General features: G+C 37.4%; 12 protein-coding genes, 2 tRNA genes and 1 riboswitch. Of the genes, 5 read left to right on the top strand and 9 right to left on the bottom strand.

Going from position 1 to position 16,105, the window contains the following annotated elements:
- Nucleotides 1-7 precede the first annotated feature (7 nt).
- The 7 genes from ACMHJ2_RS01800 to trxA all read right to left on the bottom strand — a co-directional run bounded on the left by ACMHJ2_RS01800 (nt 8) and on the right by trxA (nt 6,644).
- Nucleotides 8-1,108 (bottom strand): DUF4465 domain-containing protein, encoded by a 1,101-nt coding sequence (locus ACMHJ2_RS01800; RefSeq protein ID WP_413511253.1) that lies wholly within the window; start codon nt 1,106-1,108, stop codon nt 8-10.
- 5 nt (nt 1,109-1,113) lie between these two features.
- Entirely contained in the window at nt 1,114-2,064 is a 951-nt protein-coding gene (locus ACMHJ2_RS01795) for a PKD domain-containing protein (protein ID WP_413511252.1), read from the bottom strand.
- Nucleotides 2,065-2,081: 17 nt separating this feature from the next.
- A complete protein-coding gene (locus ACMHJ2_RS01790) occupies nt 2,082-3,218 on the bottom strand; it encodes a YncE family protein (protein ID WP_413511251.1) in 1,137 nt (378 codons plus the stop codon).
- A 3-nt stretch (nt 3,219-3,221) separates the two neighbouring features.
- Nucleotides 3,222-5,294 (bottom strand): TonB-dependent receptor, encoded by a 2,073-nt coding sequence (locus tag ACMHJ2_RS01785; RefSeq protein WP_413511250.1) that lies wholly within the window; start codon nt 5,292-5,294, stop codon nt 3,222-3,224.
- Nucleotides 5,295-5,391: 97 nt separating this feature from the next.
- Nucleotides 5,392-5,575, bottom strand: a riboswitch (cobalamin riboswitch).
- 230 nt (nt 5,576-5,805) lie between these two features.
- Nucleotides 5,806-5,882, bottom strand: a tRNA-Asp gene (locus ACMHJ2_RS01780).
- A 110-nt stretch (nt 5,883-5,992) separates the two neighbouring features.
- Nucleotides 5,993-6,066, bottom strand: a tRNA-Asp gene (locus ACMHJ2_RS01775).
- A gap of 260 nt (nt 6,067-6,326) precedes the next feature.
- A complete protein-coding gene (gene trxA, locus ACMHJ2_RS01770; RefSeq protein WP_413511249.1) occupies nt 6,327-6,644 on the bottom strand; it encodes a thioredoxin in 318 nt (105 codons plus the stop codon).
- A gap of 275 nt (nt 6,645-6,919) precedes the next feature.
- Between trxA and ACMHJ2_RS01765 the strand changes: the two genes are divergently transcribed.
- Nucleotides 6,920-7,432 (top strand): MepB family protein, encoded by a 513-nt coding sequence (locus tag ACMHJ2_RS01765; RefSeq protein WP_413511248.1) that lies wholly within the window; start codon nt 6,920-6,922, stop codon nt 7,430-7,432.
- A gap of 112 nt (nt 7,433-7,544) precedes the next feature.
- Here ACMHJ2_RS01765 and dnaE read toward each other — a convergent pair whose 3' ends face one another.
- Nucleotides 7,545-12,080, bottom strand: coding sequence for a DNA polymerase III subunit alpha (dnaE, locus tag ACMHJ2_RS01760; protein ID WP_413511247.1), 4,536 nt, complete (start codon nt 12,078-12,080; stop codon nt 7,545-7,547).
- Between the two features lie 117 nt (nt 12,081-12,197).
- On the bottom strand, nt 12,198-12,797 hold the full coding sequence (locus ACMHJ2_RS01755; protein WP_413511246.1) for a DUF6252 family protein: 600 nt from the start codon (nt 12,795-12,797) through the stop codon (nt 12,198-12,200).
- 491 nt (nt 12,798-13,288) lie between these two features.
- Here ACMHJ2_RS01755 and ACMHJ2_RS01750 point away from each other — a divergent pair, with 491 nt between their 5' ends.
- From ACMHJ2_RS01750 to ACMHJ2_RS01735, 4 genes are all read left to right on the top strand, one after another.
- Nucleotides 13,289-13,810, top strand: a complete 522-nt coding sequence (locus ACMHJ2_RS01750) for a 30S ribosomal protein S16 (protein ID WP_413511245.1) — start codon at nt 13,289-13,291, stop codon at nt 13,808-13,810.
- A gap of 12 nt (nt 13,811-13,822) precedes the next feature.
- Nucleotides 13,823-14,353 carry a ribosome maturation factor RimM gene (rimM, locus tag ACMHJ2_RS01745; protein ID WP_413511244.1) on the top strand — a complete coding sequence of 177 codons (531 nt, stop codon included), beginning with the start codon at nt 13,823-13,825 and terminating at the stop codon, nt 14,351-14,353.
- 481 nt (nt 14,354-14,834) lie between these two features.
- On the top strand, nt 14,835-15,536 hold the full coding sequence (locus tag ACMHJ2_RS01740; RefSeq protein ID WP_413511243.1) for a DUF1003 domain-containing protein: 702 nt from the start codon (nt 14,835-14,837) through the stop codon (nt 15,534-15,536).
- A 26-nt stretch (nt 15,537-15,562) separates the two neighbouring features.
- Nucleotides 15,563-16,093 carry an adenylate kinase gene (locus ACMHJ2_RS01735; protein WP_413511242.1) on the top strand — a complete coding sequence of 177 codons (531 nt, stop codon included), beginning with the start codon at nt 15,563-15,565 and terminating at the stop codon, nt 16,091-16,093.
- The last annotated feature ends 12 nt before the right edge of the window (nt 16,094-16,105 follow it).

The following is a 16,105-nucleotide window of genomic DNA, read 5'->3' as shown; positions in this document are numbered from 1 at the left end:
TGTGTATTTATTCTTCTATAACATCAACTGTTAGTTTATCCATCGTAAAATACAAGGCTGTATTCGCATATCCTTGTGCATTAACATCTGTTGTTTCAAGGAAGAACAATAAATATTTCACTTCGCCTAAAGAAGATAAATCTACTTTACCCCATTCTTTACTAACTGTGTTTACGCCATTTCTGAAATCAACTAAGTAATGTGTTACAGGTTCTGCTGAAGTTAATTTCATATCTTCCCCTACCCCATAAACTTTAAGGGCAAAGGAATCTCCTGCCTCAAATTTAGTGGCAAAGTCATCGCCTTCAGTAATTCCATAGTAAGACCATGGACTAAGAGCCACTGACGTACTCACTGCTTTATATCTATTGCTGTCATCTAAGGTAACCACCGCACTGAAATTTTCAATCTCAATTGCTGCTCCTGGTTGTAAAACACTTGCATCTGGTTTATGATCTGCATACGCAACTAAGAATGGTTTTCCTTTTCCATCGACACCCCCTTGTGCCATAGATCCCCATTGATTTTTCACCCAACCTCCTTGCATTTCCAACTGATTGGTATTATCTGTACTATTAGAAACCGTAAATCCATACCACGTATTCCAATCTGTAATTGCCTTGTGGTTGAAGGTAAAAATAGACGCTTGCAATACTTCCTCTTCGGTAAACGTATCTTTCCAAATTTTTCCACCTGCTGTTGCTAATCCATCTGCAAGATTAAAATCTTTCAGATCCAAAGTAAGATAGTTATAGTCCGCAGATTTTGTCACATTTACCACATAGGTATATAATTTCAGATCTTTATTAGTATGCGCTACTTTTATTGATATCTTATGTGCACCAGGGGTTTTAAAAGCATGTCTTAAAACCGCTTCCGTTGAAATTACCTCATTCGTAGTATGATCAAACCAAGAGTAAACGGCTCCTTGCATTTCTAGTTTAGGATCTACAACAATTTCTTCAAAAGTAACTGCATTTAGCGTTCCTTGGTCAACCGCGATATTATATACACCGCTGTCATCGTTCGAACAGCTCGTTAGTAGAGCTGTTGATACACTTAGTCCCAAAACAAAAAGTGTACTAAGTCGTAGTAATTTTTTTTTCATACGTATTATTTAAGTGTTTCAATTGATGTTCCTTCAATATGCAAATCAATGGCACCTGCAACTTCCGTTGATGTTTCGCCCAACCAACCCGCTTCTTGATTTAAACCGGTATAAACTTTTACAAAATCTATGCCTGGCAAATATACTTTAGTCCCTTCTTTATCTACCGCCCAATCGATATCAAAGGTGGCACCATCCCGAGCATTCGGATAATTATCTGCATACCCCCAACCCAATGTTTTTAATTGCCAATCCTCTGCTGTATTCGTGGGATTAACCGCATTAGTAGGTAACAAAGTTCCCTTAAAGGTTATGCTTTCTTCTTTTACCCATTGCGGATAATACCTTTGTTTGTGAAACTTATTCTTTGCCTTCCATCCTGCATTTCCTTGGTTGTCTGTCCATCGAATATACAGTTCAATTTCTTCCTGTGTTTCATCTACATCCGCAGTTGGTTTATAATAGGTAATTTCGTAATTTCTGATTGTTGCTGGATTCAAATGTTCACTTCCGGCTATTTCATACCATTCCTCCTCATCGGGAAAACCATTTTTATTTTTGTCATACGCCACCCAGACAATTCCTGGCTCTGCATTGTTTGCAAAGGCATTGCCTAAAATTCGCAAATCTCTTTTTCCTGAAACATTTGCAATCGTATGATCAAAGCCAAAAATGACATAACCGCCAAATCCTCCCAAACTAATTACTTCATTATTCACTAGGGCTTTTTCCGCTTTTATTCGCATTGTTTCAGCCGTATCTCCAACTTCATATTTAGGTAATTCATTAATAAATTGGCCAAAAGCAGGAACATACGCCACTACTTTTGTAATCGTAGCTTTATGTTGCTCTGGTGCTTCTTCTTTTGAATCTTGATCGCTGGAGCAACTGATGCAAGTAAACAGCAAACTACTTACAAGCGCCCCTAGTCCTATCTTTCTTTTTATATTTTTCATTGCTTATTTTTCGTTGTTTATTTTTTAACAAAAGTGATATGTGCCGGAATATTCCCTGCGGTAGTCTTCCATTTTAATTTTCCTTCTGGAGAGAAGCAATAGATATATCCGGTTCCAATATAGTCTTGTGCATCAGTCAGATAAATCTCTTTGGTTTCTGGGTTCACTGCTAGCCCATAAGGCATTAGGATTTGCTGATCGGTTCCATCCGTGCTTATCGAATTGCGGAGGATTTGCTTGGTCGCCGTATCTAAGATTCCAAAAGCTTTGGTATTTTGATTGGTATTCGTTTGATAGCTTGTTCCAAAGTAATACAATTTATCGGCATCAATCGTCATCGTCGAAACTGAAATATTGAGTTTTTGTTTCACTTCATCTAAATGAGAATCAATAACATATAGATTGGGAAGTAGCTCCTTGTAATCCCCTCTGGAACTAACATAAATATCGCCCTTGCCGTCAATTTGCATCCGATGCAAATTGGGAGCTACCTCTATTTTCTTTTGCACGGTAAAAGTGGTTAGATCCACAACAGAAACCGTTGTATCATACTGAGGGGCTCGATATCCTCCTGAATTTGCCACATATAGTTTAGTGCCTTTAATCACCATTTCCTCCGGTTGGTAGCCAACCTCCACCTTTCTCGTTATCGCTAAAGATAGGGTATCTATTTCGGCCACAAAGCCAATTTCTGCATTGGGATCCGTTGCTATTTTTCCAGAAAAAGAACTCACATATACTTTTCCCTTATCAAAAGCTAAATACCTGCAATTAGGCAGGTGTATTTGTTTGATATGTTTGCCTGTCTCCACATCAAAAACTTCTACAAAATTGGAGGCATTAATCGTTGCATACGCCTTTTTTCCATAAATTTTGAGGTCATTGCCCACATCGCCTAATTCCCGAGGAATGGAGGGATTTCGCTCTGAAAAAATATCGCGTGTGTACACTCCTGTTTCATAGTCAAACCAGTCAATTGTGGCGCGATTCATTCCCATATTCCCCTCATTTAAAAGGTAAAATCCACGGTACGCTTCCAACTGAACTGGAATAGATACCGTTGAACTGTCAGAAACAAAAATGAGTTCGTCTTTGCGACAACTGACAAACGCCATACAAATACTTAAGACTATTAGATAGATACTATTTCTCATGGGCTATAAATCTACACGTACTGTTAAACGGAAATTTCGACCTGGCATGGGGAAATTAGTGACTACTTCATAGTACTGATTAGCTAAATTATTAGCTTCTGCACTGAGTTGAATGTTCCACTTGTTCCATTTTATCTTTTTCTGGACAGCCAAATCGTGTGTATACCAAGGTTGTAATTCATTGCGTTGACTGTTATTTTTATTGCCGTTATATCGTTTTCCGACATAAATAAAACTGTAATTCAATCCCCAATTACGGTAATCAATCCCCACAACCGAAGAACCCGAATGCCAAGGAGCATAGGGAATTTGATCTCCATAATACGAAGGTTTGCCTGAAGGCGTTACACTCAAATCCTTCGCAATCGTATATTCATAGGTCAATCCAACATTTACCTGTACCGCTTGTAAAACTTCCCAGGTTGATTTTACTTGACTTTCAATCCCGTAGTTTTCAACTTTTCCTAAATTGGACATCATCCAACGCATCATACTCGAAGTAGGAGAAGCAATAATTTTATCTGTAATACGCGCATAATAGGTATCTAAAGAGAGCTCCACGCTTTTTAATGCTTTCGATTTTACTTCTTGCTGATGGGTAAATCCAACATTCACTTGACGCGTATACTCCGGTTTCAAATGAGCCGTTCCAATTTGGGTGTAATACAGGTCGTTAAAAGTAGGTAAACGATAGATGTGTTTATAAAAAGTGTGAATTGTAAAATTTCGGTCCTCCCAAGGCTTATAACTCAAAAAGAGAGAAGGCGTAAAGAGAGATCGATTTGGTGCTTGATAGTTGTATTTGACTTTTTCGTTTGTAAAAGTTCCCAAAACAGAGGCTTGCGCTTTGAATGCTCCTAGATCTAAATGCGTGGATAACGCAGTATAAAAAGTATAGCGCTCCGGATAAGAAAAAGGCGTCCCTTGCCCTAAACGAGTAGCATTTAATTTCGCATACTGCAAATCCGTTGCTAAAGAAATTTTCCAAATGGGTGAAAGCGCAAAGAGATGAGCTGCCGAAACATACCAATCTTGTTGGCAATAGGTATTGTCAAATTGAGGATTATACGTTACTTCTTCGCCTTGGAAATCAACTGTTTTTCTGGATTTATAGTGCATTTTATCGTAGGCAAACTTCCCTTTAAGCAAAAATTGATAAGAGGCAGAAACCAAGCGCGTCCATTCACCTTGGATTCTAATATTGGTATCCTTTTGTTGTTCGTTGTTTTTTTCTGTTTCTAGGGTTGCTGTACTCTTTTTAATCACCGCTTCGGGTAAGCCTCGATGCGACTGGTAATAGTAAATATTGGCCTGCCACGTATTGACTTCGTCTTTTCCAAACCAGCTATTTTCAAAGCGATAGGATTCAATACCACTATTCTTGCGATGTCCAAGCGTATCGTAAGCGACAGAGCCATCCAAGTTGAATCGCTTTTGTCTAAACTTGTAATCTCCGTTAGAATAAAGGTATTCCGCACTGATACTCGTGCTAATTTTTTCATTGATTTTTAAATCCATACGGGCGGAAGGGTTGGTCCATTGGATCGATCCTAACTTATACTTGAAATAGGTGTGTATTTTTTCATCCGCAGCAAAATGAGGTTTCTTGGTCTGTATGTACAGGGAAGAAGCAGAAGCGTACTCTTTAGCTGCCTGAAGGGGTGTACTCCTTTGGCCTTGATACAAACTAATTGCCTCTATATTATCTAGGGAAAACTTGCTCAAATCAACAAGACCATTTTGGGCATTACCTACTTCAATTCCATTGTAAAAAACGCCCACATGATGGGTTCCCATATTGCGCACATCTACGGTTTTCATTCCTCCCATACCGCCATAATCCTTAATCTTTACTCCGGCAAAATAACGCAAGGCATCAGCCACACTATAACTATTTAAGCGTTGCAAGGATTCTCCTTCTAAAGTTTGAACGGGAATTAGATTAGCATACGCTTCTTTTCGAATCACGATTTCTTTTAATGAAGTAAGGGTATCCCGAGGTTGCTGAGCAAATCCCACGTGAACTAAACTACTCCATAAACCTCCTAGTAAAACACAGCGGTATCGTAAACGCATAAATTAAAGCTTTTTAAACTAGCCAAGACGCATAGCATTATCCTCTTTATAGGCATAAAGAAGAAGCTTTACGTTGTATGTCTTGGCATCGAAAACATCAAACAAATCCTAAAATGGCAGGTATTCTGACTTACTCTTCGCAAGGTCCTTCCCATTTGACAACAGTGGACAACTAAGCTTGCAAAACCAATGAGTTTACAGCAGCGGGCCTGTTGAAGATTTTCACTCCATTCCCTTTTGCATTATCCGTTTACAGATAAACCATTTTATTTGATGACAAAGATACTTAAAATAGTTTACGGAGGACAGTTTGACAGTAGGTTGATCACTTTTAACCAATTCGTATAAAATCAAAAAAGCTCTCCGTGAATTTCAGGAAAGCTTTTCATTGGTCTAACTACTAAACCTAGTGCTTGCGCACTTAACAACACAACTAAATTTTACAATCTAATAAGCAGTGATTATTAGAGGGCAAAAAAAGCCTCTCAAGAAATGAGAGGCTTCTTTTTACTGGCGGTCTGGACGGGACTCGAACCCGCGACCCCATGCGTGACAGGCATGTATTCTAACCAACTGAACTACCAAACCAGTATTAACCATTAAATCATTACAGCAGCAAAGATAGACTTTTTTTAAAAAAAACAAAGAATAAAATTCTTTTCTTCTTTTCGCTTGCTCAAAATCGCTTTTAAGCTTTGCGGTCTGGACGGGACTCGAACCCGCGACCCCATGCGTGACAGGCATGTATTCTAACCAACTGAACTACCAAACCTTGTCTTTATTGCTGTAACGCGGTGCAAATATACAACCATTTTCTACACTTCCAAATCCAACGGCAAAAAAAATCAAACTATTTTCAATCAAAATCAGGAGCCACCTGAGTTTCAACACTATAAAAGGTGTAAAAAAAGTAAACTTTTTTTACTGTTTTTGTCGCTTCTCTTACAAAAGGATCATTATAGGGTGTCTGTTGTCCATAAAAAAAGGACAGATTGTTGAATCTGTCCTCTTTTTATTTGATAAATCTGCTTTTTACAAAGCTCCGTTGATTAAATCTTCATATGCTTTTTTAGGAGCAACTCCTACTTGACGACCTACAACTTCTCCGTTTTTGAATACTAAAACGGTAGGAATGTTACGGATTCCGTATTTTGACGCAAATTCTTGGTTATTGTCAACATCAACTTTTCCAATTACTGCTGTTCCTTCGAAATCTTTACTCAATTCAGATACAACTGGAGCTAACATCTTACATGGTCCACACCATACTGCCCAAAAATCTACTAAAACGGGTTTGTCTGATTTTAATACTACTTCTTCAAATGTAGCGTCTGTTATTTCTAATGCCATGGTTCTTCTTTTTTACGTTATGACACAAAACTACTAAAATAATTATACTTACCTCTTCCTTTTTCATCAATTTTATCTATTCCAAAATATAGAAAGGCTATCTAATGCTTGTCATTAGTTCTAAAAATACTCTTTCTATTTTGCTCTAACCTCCTTTTTAAAACTAAAATACCGTACCTTTCCTCTGTGGAATCCCTTTGACAAATGCTCCATATAGGACGTCCAGAAGTTTATTCCTCTACTCCTTATTGAATAAAAACTATAGCATACAAATCATGCAAGCCGAATTAAAACAGATTGAAACACGCCTTCATCAACATTTAGGTTTACAACTCTCTACAGGTACCCAAGATAAAGAATGCGCAGACTATTTAGGGTATAACTATCAAGTAGACCAACTTGCCATTAAGTTTCGAAAAGCTAAAATAACACCTAAAAAAGCAGGTCAGTTTGTGACGTTGTGGAAAAGAAATGCTCAGCAAATCACAGTCCCATTCGATATAACAGATCCTTTTGATTTTTACTTTATTGTTGTAGCAAATCAAGAACAATGGGGTTGTTTTATCTTTCCGAGGCAGTTACTAGGTGATAAACATATCCTCACAACCGCAGGAAAAGAAGGTAAAAGAGGATTTCGCGTTTATCCGCAGTGGGATATCCCCACTAGTAAACAAGCCCTACAAACAAAAGCATGGCAAGGTGATTACTTTATTTCTCTTTCGTCTAAAATGGATTGTGCTATTGAAAAAGCAACCCATATTCTACAAAATACAATGGCTCACCCATAACCCATACCCCATAACCCATAACCCATACCCCATAACCCATAACCCATAACCCATAAAAAAAGCCTCAATTCTAAGTGGAATTAAGGCTTTTAAATCGGTTTATTTGAACGTTCTAATTTAATTTGAACATCACTTGTTGACGTTCCAATTCTTCTAACAAATCAGCACTAAGGGTAATTCGACTATTTCTACTTGCCATTTCTATGCGGTTGACAATTCTAAACTCTTCTCTTTTCTCTTCTACTTCAAAAGAAACATTCGCTTCTCCTTCCACATCATCCATACTTTCTTCCTCTTCATTGATTGGTATATTGACTATTGGTCTGGTTGTCGTTTGCTCTTCCAATGCTAGTTTTTCAAGCTCATAAATATCAAAAAACACCTGTTTATCTCCTCTATACTTCGTTAGGATTTCTTTGATTTGATTTAATTTCACTTCACTGAGGTCTTTTACATTCAGTTGAACCACTAATTGTTTAGCAAAAGCGGGAATTACCTCATGCAGCAATTTCATCTCCATAAACTGCAAACGGGGTTCTCCACGCTCGCCGGTATCTTTTCGAATCCATCCTTCATTTATTTGTACGCGAACAAACACAAACGTATTGATCAATAGAAAATGCCTGAATTTCAAGAAATCTTCGTTAAACAGTCGGAATTCAAAAGATTCGTCATAGCCTTCAATTGTAAAAGCAGCCCAATCTTTTCCTTTAGCGGACGTTCTAAATTGAACATCGCTAATCATTCCACCAAAACTCATAATACGTCCTGTAAAGTTTTCTAAACGCGTGAGTTCTTCTACTCGTACATTGCAAAAATTCTTCAATTCAAAGCGAAAATCATCTAACGGATGCCCTGATATATATATACCGACCACTTCTTTTTCTTTGGCCAGTTTCTCCATTGTACTCCACTCTTCACAAGCAGGTAAAAGGGGTTCTGGTATTTGAACCTCACTGCTATCGCCAAACAAACTGACTTGTGCTGAGTTTTCACTTTCTTGCGTTTTAGCCCCGTACTTAATTGCTTTTTCCAAAAAAGTATTCGGATCTGAGGGATCTGTATAGAAATACTGCGCGCGATGTGTATTTTCAAAACAATCAAAACCGCCTGCTAAGGCCAAGTTTTCAAAGGCTTTTTTATTGGCCGCTCTCAAATCAATTTTCTTGGCTAAATCAAAGATAGAACGATATGGTGCATTGGTTCGTTTATCGACAATGGTTTTCACAGCCCCTTGTCCAACGCCTTTTACGGCTCCCATTCCAAAGCGAATTGCATACTCATCGTTTACCGTAAACTTGTAAAATGACTCATTGACATCCGGTCCTAATACGTGTAATCCCATGCGTTTACATTCTTCCATAAAGAAGGTTACTTGCTTGATATCATTCATGTTATTCGATAGCACGGCAGCCATATATTCCGCTGGATAATGTGCCTTTAAATAGGCCGTTTGATACGCAATCCAAGCATAACAGGTAGAGTGAGATTTATTAAACGCATACGAAGCAAAAGCCTCCCAGTCTTTCCAAATCTTCTCTAAAACGACAGGATCATGTCCTTTTTGTGCCGCTTGATCCACAAACTGAGGCTTCATTTTATCAAGCACTTCTTTTTGTTTCTTTCCCATGGCCTTACGCAAAACGTCCGCTTCACCTTTGGTAAAACCAGCCAATTTTTGCGACAACAACATCACCTGTTCTTGGTAAACCGTAATTCCATAGGTTTCTTGCAGATACTCTTCACAAGCATCTAAATCATATACTATAGGTTCTTCTCCGTTTTTACGGCGAATAAAGGAAGGAATATACTCCAAGGGTCCTGGGCGATATAACGCATTCATTGCAATTAAATCACCAAAAACCGTAGGTTTTAGCTCTCGCATGTATTTTTGCATTCCCGCCGACTCATACTGGAATACGCCAATAGTTTCACCGCGTTGGAAAAGCTCATAGGTTTTCTCATCGTCAATAGGAATCAAATCGGGATCAATTTCTATTCCCGTTCTATATTTTACGAGCTTAACTGTATCTTTTATCAGGGTCAATGTTTTTAACCCTAAGAAATCCATTTTTAAAAGACCCGCACTCTCAGCTACAGAGTTATCGAATTGCGTGACATATAAATCCGAATCTTTAGCTACTGTAACAGGAACGAATTTGGTAATATCATCAGGGGTAATAATAACCCCACAGGCGTGAATTCCCGTATTTCGCATGGATCCTTCTAATATTTTTGCCTGCTGTATGGTTTCTGCTGCTAACGTATCTTCTTTTGCTAAAGCAATTAATTCTTTTACTTTATCAAAATCCTCGCTTCGCAACACCGCTTTAATAGCATCTTCACCTTCCGATAAGAAACGAGCCAAAGTCCATTTGGAAGGCATCATTCCCGGAATTAACTTGGCAATTCGATCGGCTTCAAATAGCGGTAAATCCAATACACGAGCTGTATCTCGAATGGCTGATTTGGTTGCCATTTTACCGTAGGTAATAATTTGCGCCACTTGATTTGAACCATACTTATTAATTACATAGTCCATGACTTTACTACGCCCTTCGTCGTCAAAATCAATATCAATATCGGGCATCGACACCCGATCTGGATTTAAGAAACGCTCAAAAAGCAAATCGTATTCAATCGGATCTAAGTTCGTAATTTTCAAACAATAAGCTACTGCAGACCCCGCAGCAGAACCACGTCCTGGCCCTACAGAAACACCCATTGCCCGAGCTGCAGCAATAAAGTCTTGCACAATTAAAAAGTAACCTGGATATCCAGTACGCTCAATCGTTTCTAATTCAAAATCTAAACGCTCTTGTATTTCTGGTGTTACTTCCGAATAACGGTGTTTCGCGCCTTCGTTAGTCAAATATTTTAAATAGTTATTTTCCCCTCGTTTCCCAGAGCCATCGCCTTCTAAATCACTCGCATCTTGAAATTCTTCTGGAATCTCAAACTTGGGAAGTAATACATCGCGATGGAGTACAAAAGGTTCCACTTTATCGACAATTTCTTGAATGTTGTAAATCGCTTCAGGCAAATCCTCAAACAGTTTTTTCATTTCTGCTTCCGACTTGAAATAGTACTCCTGATTGGGCAATCCATAGCGATAGCCTCTGCCTCTTCCAATAGGCGTGCTTTGTTTTTCACCCTCTTTTACACAAAGTAAAATATCATGGGCATTGGCGTCCTTTTTGTCTAAATAATATGCATTATTCGTTGCAATCATTTTAACGTTGTGTTTACGTGCCAATTCAATCAAAGCCTGATTCACACGCTTTTCATCTTCTTGACCGTGACGCATCAATTCAATATACAAATCCTCGCCAAATTGCTCTTTCCACCATACTAAAGCTTCTTCTGCTTGGCGCTCACCAATATTTAGTATCTTTCCTGGAATCTCTCCATATAAATTTCCGGTAAGTACTAGTATATCCTCTTTATACTGTTCAACCACACTTTTATCAATACGCGGTACATAATAAAAACCATCCGTATAAGCGATAGAAGCCATTTTTGCTAAATTGTGGTACCCCTTTTTATTTTTAGCTAAAAGTACCACTTGGTAACCGTTGTCTTTTTTACTGCGGTCTAAGTGATTTTCATTAATAAAAAACTCACAACCTACAATTGGCGTAAGGATAGGCAAAGCTGCTTCTCCATTGGCTAAACGCTCTTTGTTCTGGGCTTCTATTGCTTTATTGTGATTGCTCACCGCCATAACAAAATGAAACGCACCCATCATATTCCCGTGATCGGTCATTGCAATAGCAGACAAATTCATCTCCCCTGCTTTCTTTACTAAATTAGGAATACTTATGGTAGATTGTAAAACCGAAAATTGGGTATGCACATGTAAATGAGCAAATTGAGCATTTTGAAATTTCAAGCGTTCCTCCTCAGAAATAGTACCTGTAGCACTATTTTGCTGCTTCGCTAAACGCGCTCTTATTTCATCTGATGCCTTTTTTAGATTGATGTGTTTTAATCCAACCGGTTGAAAAGGTTCTGGATTAAAAGCTTTATAGCGTTGAATATACGTATCATCACAGTGCAATTCTGCTTTTGAAAACGTTTCGCGTTTCACCAACTCTAAAAAGCAACGCGTCGTTGCTTCCACATCAGCCGTTGCATTATGAGCTTCTGCAAAAGCATCCCCAAACAAATAGGTATGTAACTCCGTTAGTGTAGGTAATTTAAATCGTCCTCCACGTCCTCCAGGTAGCTTAAGTAACTCTGCTGTAACTTCCGTACAAGTATCTAATACAGGCATTTTAGTTAAACGACTATCTACCCCCATACGATGCAACTCACACCCCATGATATTGACGTCAAATCCAATGTTTTGTCCTACGACAAAATGTGCTTTTGACAAGGCAATATTAAATTTAGCTAAAGCTTCTTCCAAATCAATTCCCTGCTCCTGAGCTAATTCCGTAGAAATTCCGTGAATTCGCTCTGCATCATACGGGATATTAAATCCTGTGGGTTTGATTATATAATCTTGATGTTCAACAAGTCGCCCCATATCATCGTGCAACTGCCAAGCAATTTGCACACAGCGAGGCCAGTTATCAGTATCCGTTAAAGGGGCAGACCAACTCTTCGGAAGCCCAGTGGTTTCCGTATCAAAAATTAAATACATACTTGATTTATAGAATGTTAACCTAAAAATAGGGAGATTTATAACAATTTCAAAGGTACAAAAAAAGTCGCTTACTCGGTAAGCGACTTTTTTCAATATAAATAAATTTACAACTTTTTATTCTCCTCTCTCAAGTGGAATTCTATAGAAAACCCCACTGTCAAATGCTTTTCTATCTACGAAGCGCTTGATTTTTTTCCCGTTAACAGGATCTAGTACATCTTCTGGTAATTTTGATGCATTCATATTGATTACAAATGTCCCAGAGATTGTTCCTGGTACTTGTTTATCCGCAGGATCTAAGATTACGTATCCCGGACGATTTACTGGCTTGTTATCACTCATTCCCATAGCATCTGTAGCATAAGCAGAAGTAATATTTCCAAAATCGTTAGAGACTAAATAATCTGCCTTGATATTATCCGTAGCATTAAATTCATATTTCGCACCAAATTCATAATCTGGCAAATAAATTCTCAATTGTGTCGAATCTGTCTTAGCATCAATAATCAACGTTTTATCATTAACTACATAGGCGGTAAAGCTTTGTGGTTTATATTCAGCAAATTGACTATATGGATTCCCATTTATTCTTGTCGAATCAATAATTGCATCTACAGTCATTGTAGCATGCATGCCAGGGTCTGAAAATTTAACATCATTTTCACACGCCATAAATCCCAGAGCTAAAGCAAATATTCCTATTATCTTTCTCATATTGTACTAACCTTTATATGTTATATATACATCGCAAAAATATATTTTTTATTGTTCATAAAAAAATTTTTTTAATAAAACTTTAACTTTGAAAGGGAAGTTATATTACAATTTCTTTAAAAATAAATTTTAATCCTACACTATGCGACCTACTGTGGTTCATTCTTTTGAGAAAAATACATTTTTTATTTCTTATTCTTTCCTAAAAATCAATTTATTTTCACTTTATCCTAATTTTTGCAAATTATAAAAAAGACTTCCAGACAGAAGAACAAGAAATACTTCCTCTTATTTAGTCATTTAAAAATAAAAAGATACCCTCGATGCCTATTTTAACAAGAACTACCCGCTCACTAAATTACTAATACACTTAGAATCAAGGGACTTAAAAAACACATTTTTACATTTTATTATTTCAACTAATTAAAAAAGTTAGTATCTTTGCACAGATTTTTAATAGAGGTCGGGTACCTCAAACAAAACAAATAATTATGTCTGTAAAAATTAGATTACAAAGACACGGTAAAAAAGGAAAACCTTTTTACTGGGTAGTAGCTGCTGATGCGCGTGCTAAAAGAGATGGTAAATACTTAGAGAAAATTGGTACTTACAATCCAAACACTAACCCTGCAACGGTTGAGCTTGATGTAGATTCAGCTGTTAAATGGTTATTCAATGGTGCGCAACCAACGGATACTGCTAGAAACTTACTTTCTTACAAAGGTGCTTTATTGAAACACCACTTACAAGGTGGAGTTAACAAAGGTGCTTTAACTCAAGAGCAAGCAGATGCTAAATTTGCTGCTTGGTTAGAGGAGAAATCAAACAAAATCAACGCTAAAAAAGAGGGTTTAACCTCTTCTAAAGCAGTTGAAAAAGCACAAAAAATCGCTGCTGAGAAAGAAGTTAACGCTAAGCGTGCTGCTTCTCAAGTAGTTAAAGCTACAGAAGAAACTACAGTTGAAGAGACTGAAGTAGCTACAGAAGAAAGCAACGAAGAAACTCAAGCCTAATTTCTAAGCGATATGCGTAAACAAGATTGTTTCTATTTAGGCAAAATCGCAAAAAAATTTAGCTTCAAAGGGGAACTTTTGGTCTATTTAGACACAGATGAACCTGAGTTATACGAAAATTTGGAATCAGTGTTCGTTGACTTCAACGGACAATTGGTTCCTTTTTTTATTGAAGATGCTTTTTTGCACAAAAATGATTTCTTAAGAGTCAAATTTGAAGACAGCAACTCCGAAGAAGATGCTGAGCATTTAATTGGTTCGGAATTGTATTTGCCTTTAAACTTATTGCCTAAATTAGAAGGAAATAAGTTCTATTACCACGAAGTGGAAGGATTTGAAGTTATTGATACTACACTAGGTCCCATTGGTACCTTGGTTCGTATTAATGACCGCAATTACCAAGTTTTATTTGAAATTGATCACAAGGGAATTGAAATTTTAGTACCCATGATTGATCAGTTTATCGAGCAAGTGGATCGAGAAAACAAAAAATTAGTGCTAAATATTCCTGCTGGTCTAGTAGATTTATATGTAGATAACTAGTTTTACCATTCATAGTATGCAACACCTCAAGAGAAGAAATTCTTTTGAGGTGTTTTTTTTTGGTAGGTAGTGAACAAGGAAGAGTGAATGTTCCTAAATAGAGGTAGTAAACCTTTTATTCCATGCTCAACTTTCCTGCTGTAAAAAACCTTTCACCGCACAATTCACATCAATACGAAGAAAGATATACTTTTGAGAATCACTCAACACTTCCTCAACACTTCCTCAACCATACTTCAACATTCCTTCAACAAAATAACCTCTAACCTAGTATTCTCCAAGCATTGTCCTACTATCCTCGAAGGAACTCCGTTTCAAATAGAACAAAGCAAGATTTCAGATCCATGCATAGACTACCTCACCTGGGTTGGATTGTATTTTTATACGCGCTTGTCTGAAGGGTTTAAAGTAGTAAAAGTGTAAAAACAACAAACAAAAGAGTTGAAAACTCAAAAAGTCTTTCTACATTTAATAGAAAAAAATGAAAATAAGTGCAATAAGTAAAGTTACCATCAATCCAGGCGAAGACATTAGGGCTAAAGATATTAGAAAAGGTGTTTTCGAGTTGATTCAGCGCGATTATCCTACCTTTTCCAAAGAGGATTATATTACCTTAAACGAGCTCAATCGATATAGACGCCTTTACTTGGCCGACTTAATGCGCCAAGAAAAGGGAGAATTAGCCGTATTGGATAAAGATGTTTTAGAAGCGATTCAAAACAATTCTATTCTCTCAGAAAATATTCAAGATGACAATGAAACCCAATTGACCTTGGGGCAAAGAATTGCAGATAAAGTCGCTGATTTCGGTGGAAGCTGGACGTTTATCATCACTTTTTTTTCCTTTCTTATCGTTTGGATGATTATTAATATCTGGGTATTAACAACCAAACCTTTTGATCCGTTTCCCTTTATTTTACTCAATTTAATCCTCTCTTGTTTAGCCGCTATCCAAGCGCCCATTATTATGATGAGTCAGAATAGACAGGAACAAAAAGACAGGCAACGCGGAGAACACGATTATAAAATCAACCTTAAAGCAGAACTAGAAATTAAATTACTCAGCGAAAAAATAGATCATTTACTGGTGCACCAAAACAAAAAACTCCTTGAAATACAAGAAGTGCAAGTCGATTATTTAGAAGATTTAATGAAAGAACTCAAAAAGAAAGATAAACTATAACTTTGTACATTTACACCTAAAAAAGAATGAAACTCGAGCTTTTAGGCAAACGCATTTGTATTATTGGCACTAGTGCTGCAGGTAAATCTACGTTGGCACAACAGCTAGGTAACCACCTCAACGTAGCGATTTGTCACCTGGATCAAATCGCTCATCTTCCCCATACCAATTGGCAAGCGAGAGACCGTGAATTGATGAAACAGGATCATCAAGCCTTTTTAATTCAGCATGATCAATGGGTTATTGAGGGAAACTACAGTTACTTGATGCCTGAGCGCTTGGCTCATGCTACTTGTGTAATTTGGCTTGATTTTTCAAGGCGGAACTCCGTCTATTGGTATATCAAGCGCTGTTTGAGCAATCAACCGAATCGGGCAGGAAATCTCGATGGTGCGACTCAACAGTTTAGCTGGAAAATGGTGCGTCACATTTTGATTCACGTTCCTAAAAACAAGGTGAAATATCAACAACTCATCGAAAAAAGTAGACTGCCACTCATTCGGATTACAAGTTTTAAAGAATTAAATAAATACAACAAAACCTGGGAACTAGTATAAGATAAAAATATA

The sequence above is a fragment of the Myroides odoratus genome, assembly GCF_965118575.1.
Classification (GTDB): Bacteria; Bacteroidota; Bacteroidia; order Flavobacteriales; family Flavobacteriaceae; genus Flavobacterium; species Flavobacterium odoratum_B.
This window is presented reverse-complemented; position numbering and strand designations above follow the sequence as displayed.

What these genes read in the sequence shown, in the direction of transcription:
- ACMHJ2_RS01790 (WP_413511251.1), bottom strand. Translation starts at nt 3,218, where the DNA reads ATGAGAAATAGTATCTATCTAATAGTCTTAAGTATTTGTATGGCGTTT.
- rimM (WP_413511244.1), top strand. Translation starts at nt 13,823, where the DNA reads ATGCGTAAACAAGATTGTTTCTATTTAGGCAAAATCGCAAAAAAATTT.
- ACMHJ2_RS01795 (WP_413511252.1), bottom strand. Translation starts at nt 2,064, where the DNA reads ATGAAAAATATAAAAAGAAAGATAGGACTAGGGGCGCTTGTAAGTAGT.
- ACMHJ2_RS01800 (WP_413511253.1), bottom strand. Translation starts at nt 1,108, where the DNA reads ATGAAAAAAAAATTACTACGACTTAGTACACTTTTTGTTTTGGGACTA.
- trxA (WP_413511249.1), bottom strand. Translation starts at nt 6,644, where the DNA reads ATGGCATTAGAAATAACAGACGCTACATTTGAAGAAGTAGTATTAAAA.
- ACMHJ2_RS01755 (WP_413511246.1), bottom strand. Translation starts at nt 12,797, where the DNA reads ATGAGAAAGATAATAGGAATATTTGCTTTAGCTCTGGGATTTATGGCG.
- ACMHJ2_RS01740 (WP_413511243.1), top strand. Translation starts at nt 14,835, where the DNA reads ATGAAAATAAGTGCAATAAGTAAAGTTACCATCAATCCAGGCGAAGAC.
- ACMHJ2_RS01765 (WP_413511248.1), top strand. Translation starts at nt 6,920, where the DNA reads ATGCAAGCCGAATTAAAACAGATTGAAACACGCCTTCATCAACATTTA.
- ACMHJ2_RS01750 (WP_413511245.1), top strand. Translation starts at nt 13,289, where the DNA reads ATGTCTGTAAAAATTAGATTACAAAGACACGGTAAAAAAGGAAAACCT.
- ACMHJ2_RS01735 (WP_413511242.1), top strand. Translation starts at nt 15,563, where the DNA reads ATGAAACTCGAGCTTTTAGGCAAACGCATTTGTATTATTGGCACTAGT.
- dnaE (WP_413511247.1), bottom strand. Translation starts at nt 12,080, where the DNA reads ATGTATTTAATTTTTGATACGGAAACCACTGGGCTTCCGAAGAGTTGG.
- ACMHJ2_RS01785 (WP_413511250.1), bottom strand. Translation starts at nt 5,294, where the DNA reads ATGCGTTTACGATACCGCTGTGTTTTACTAGGAGGTTTATGGAGTAGT.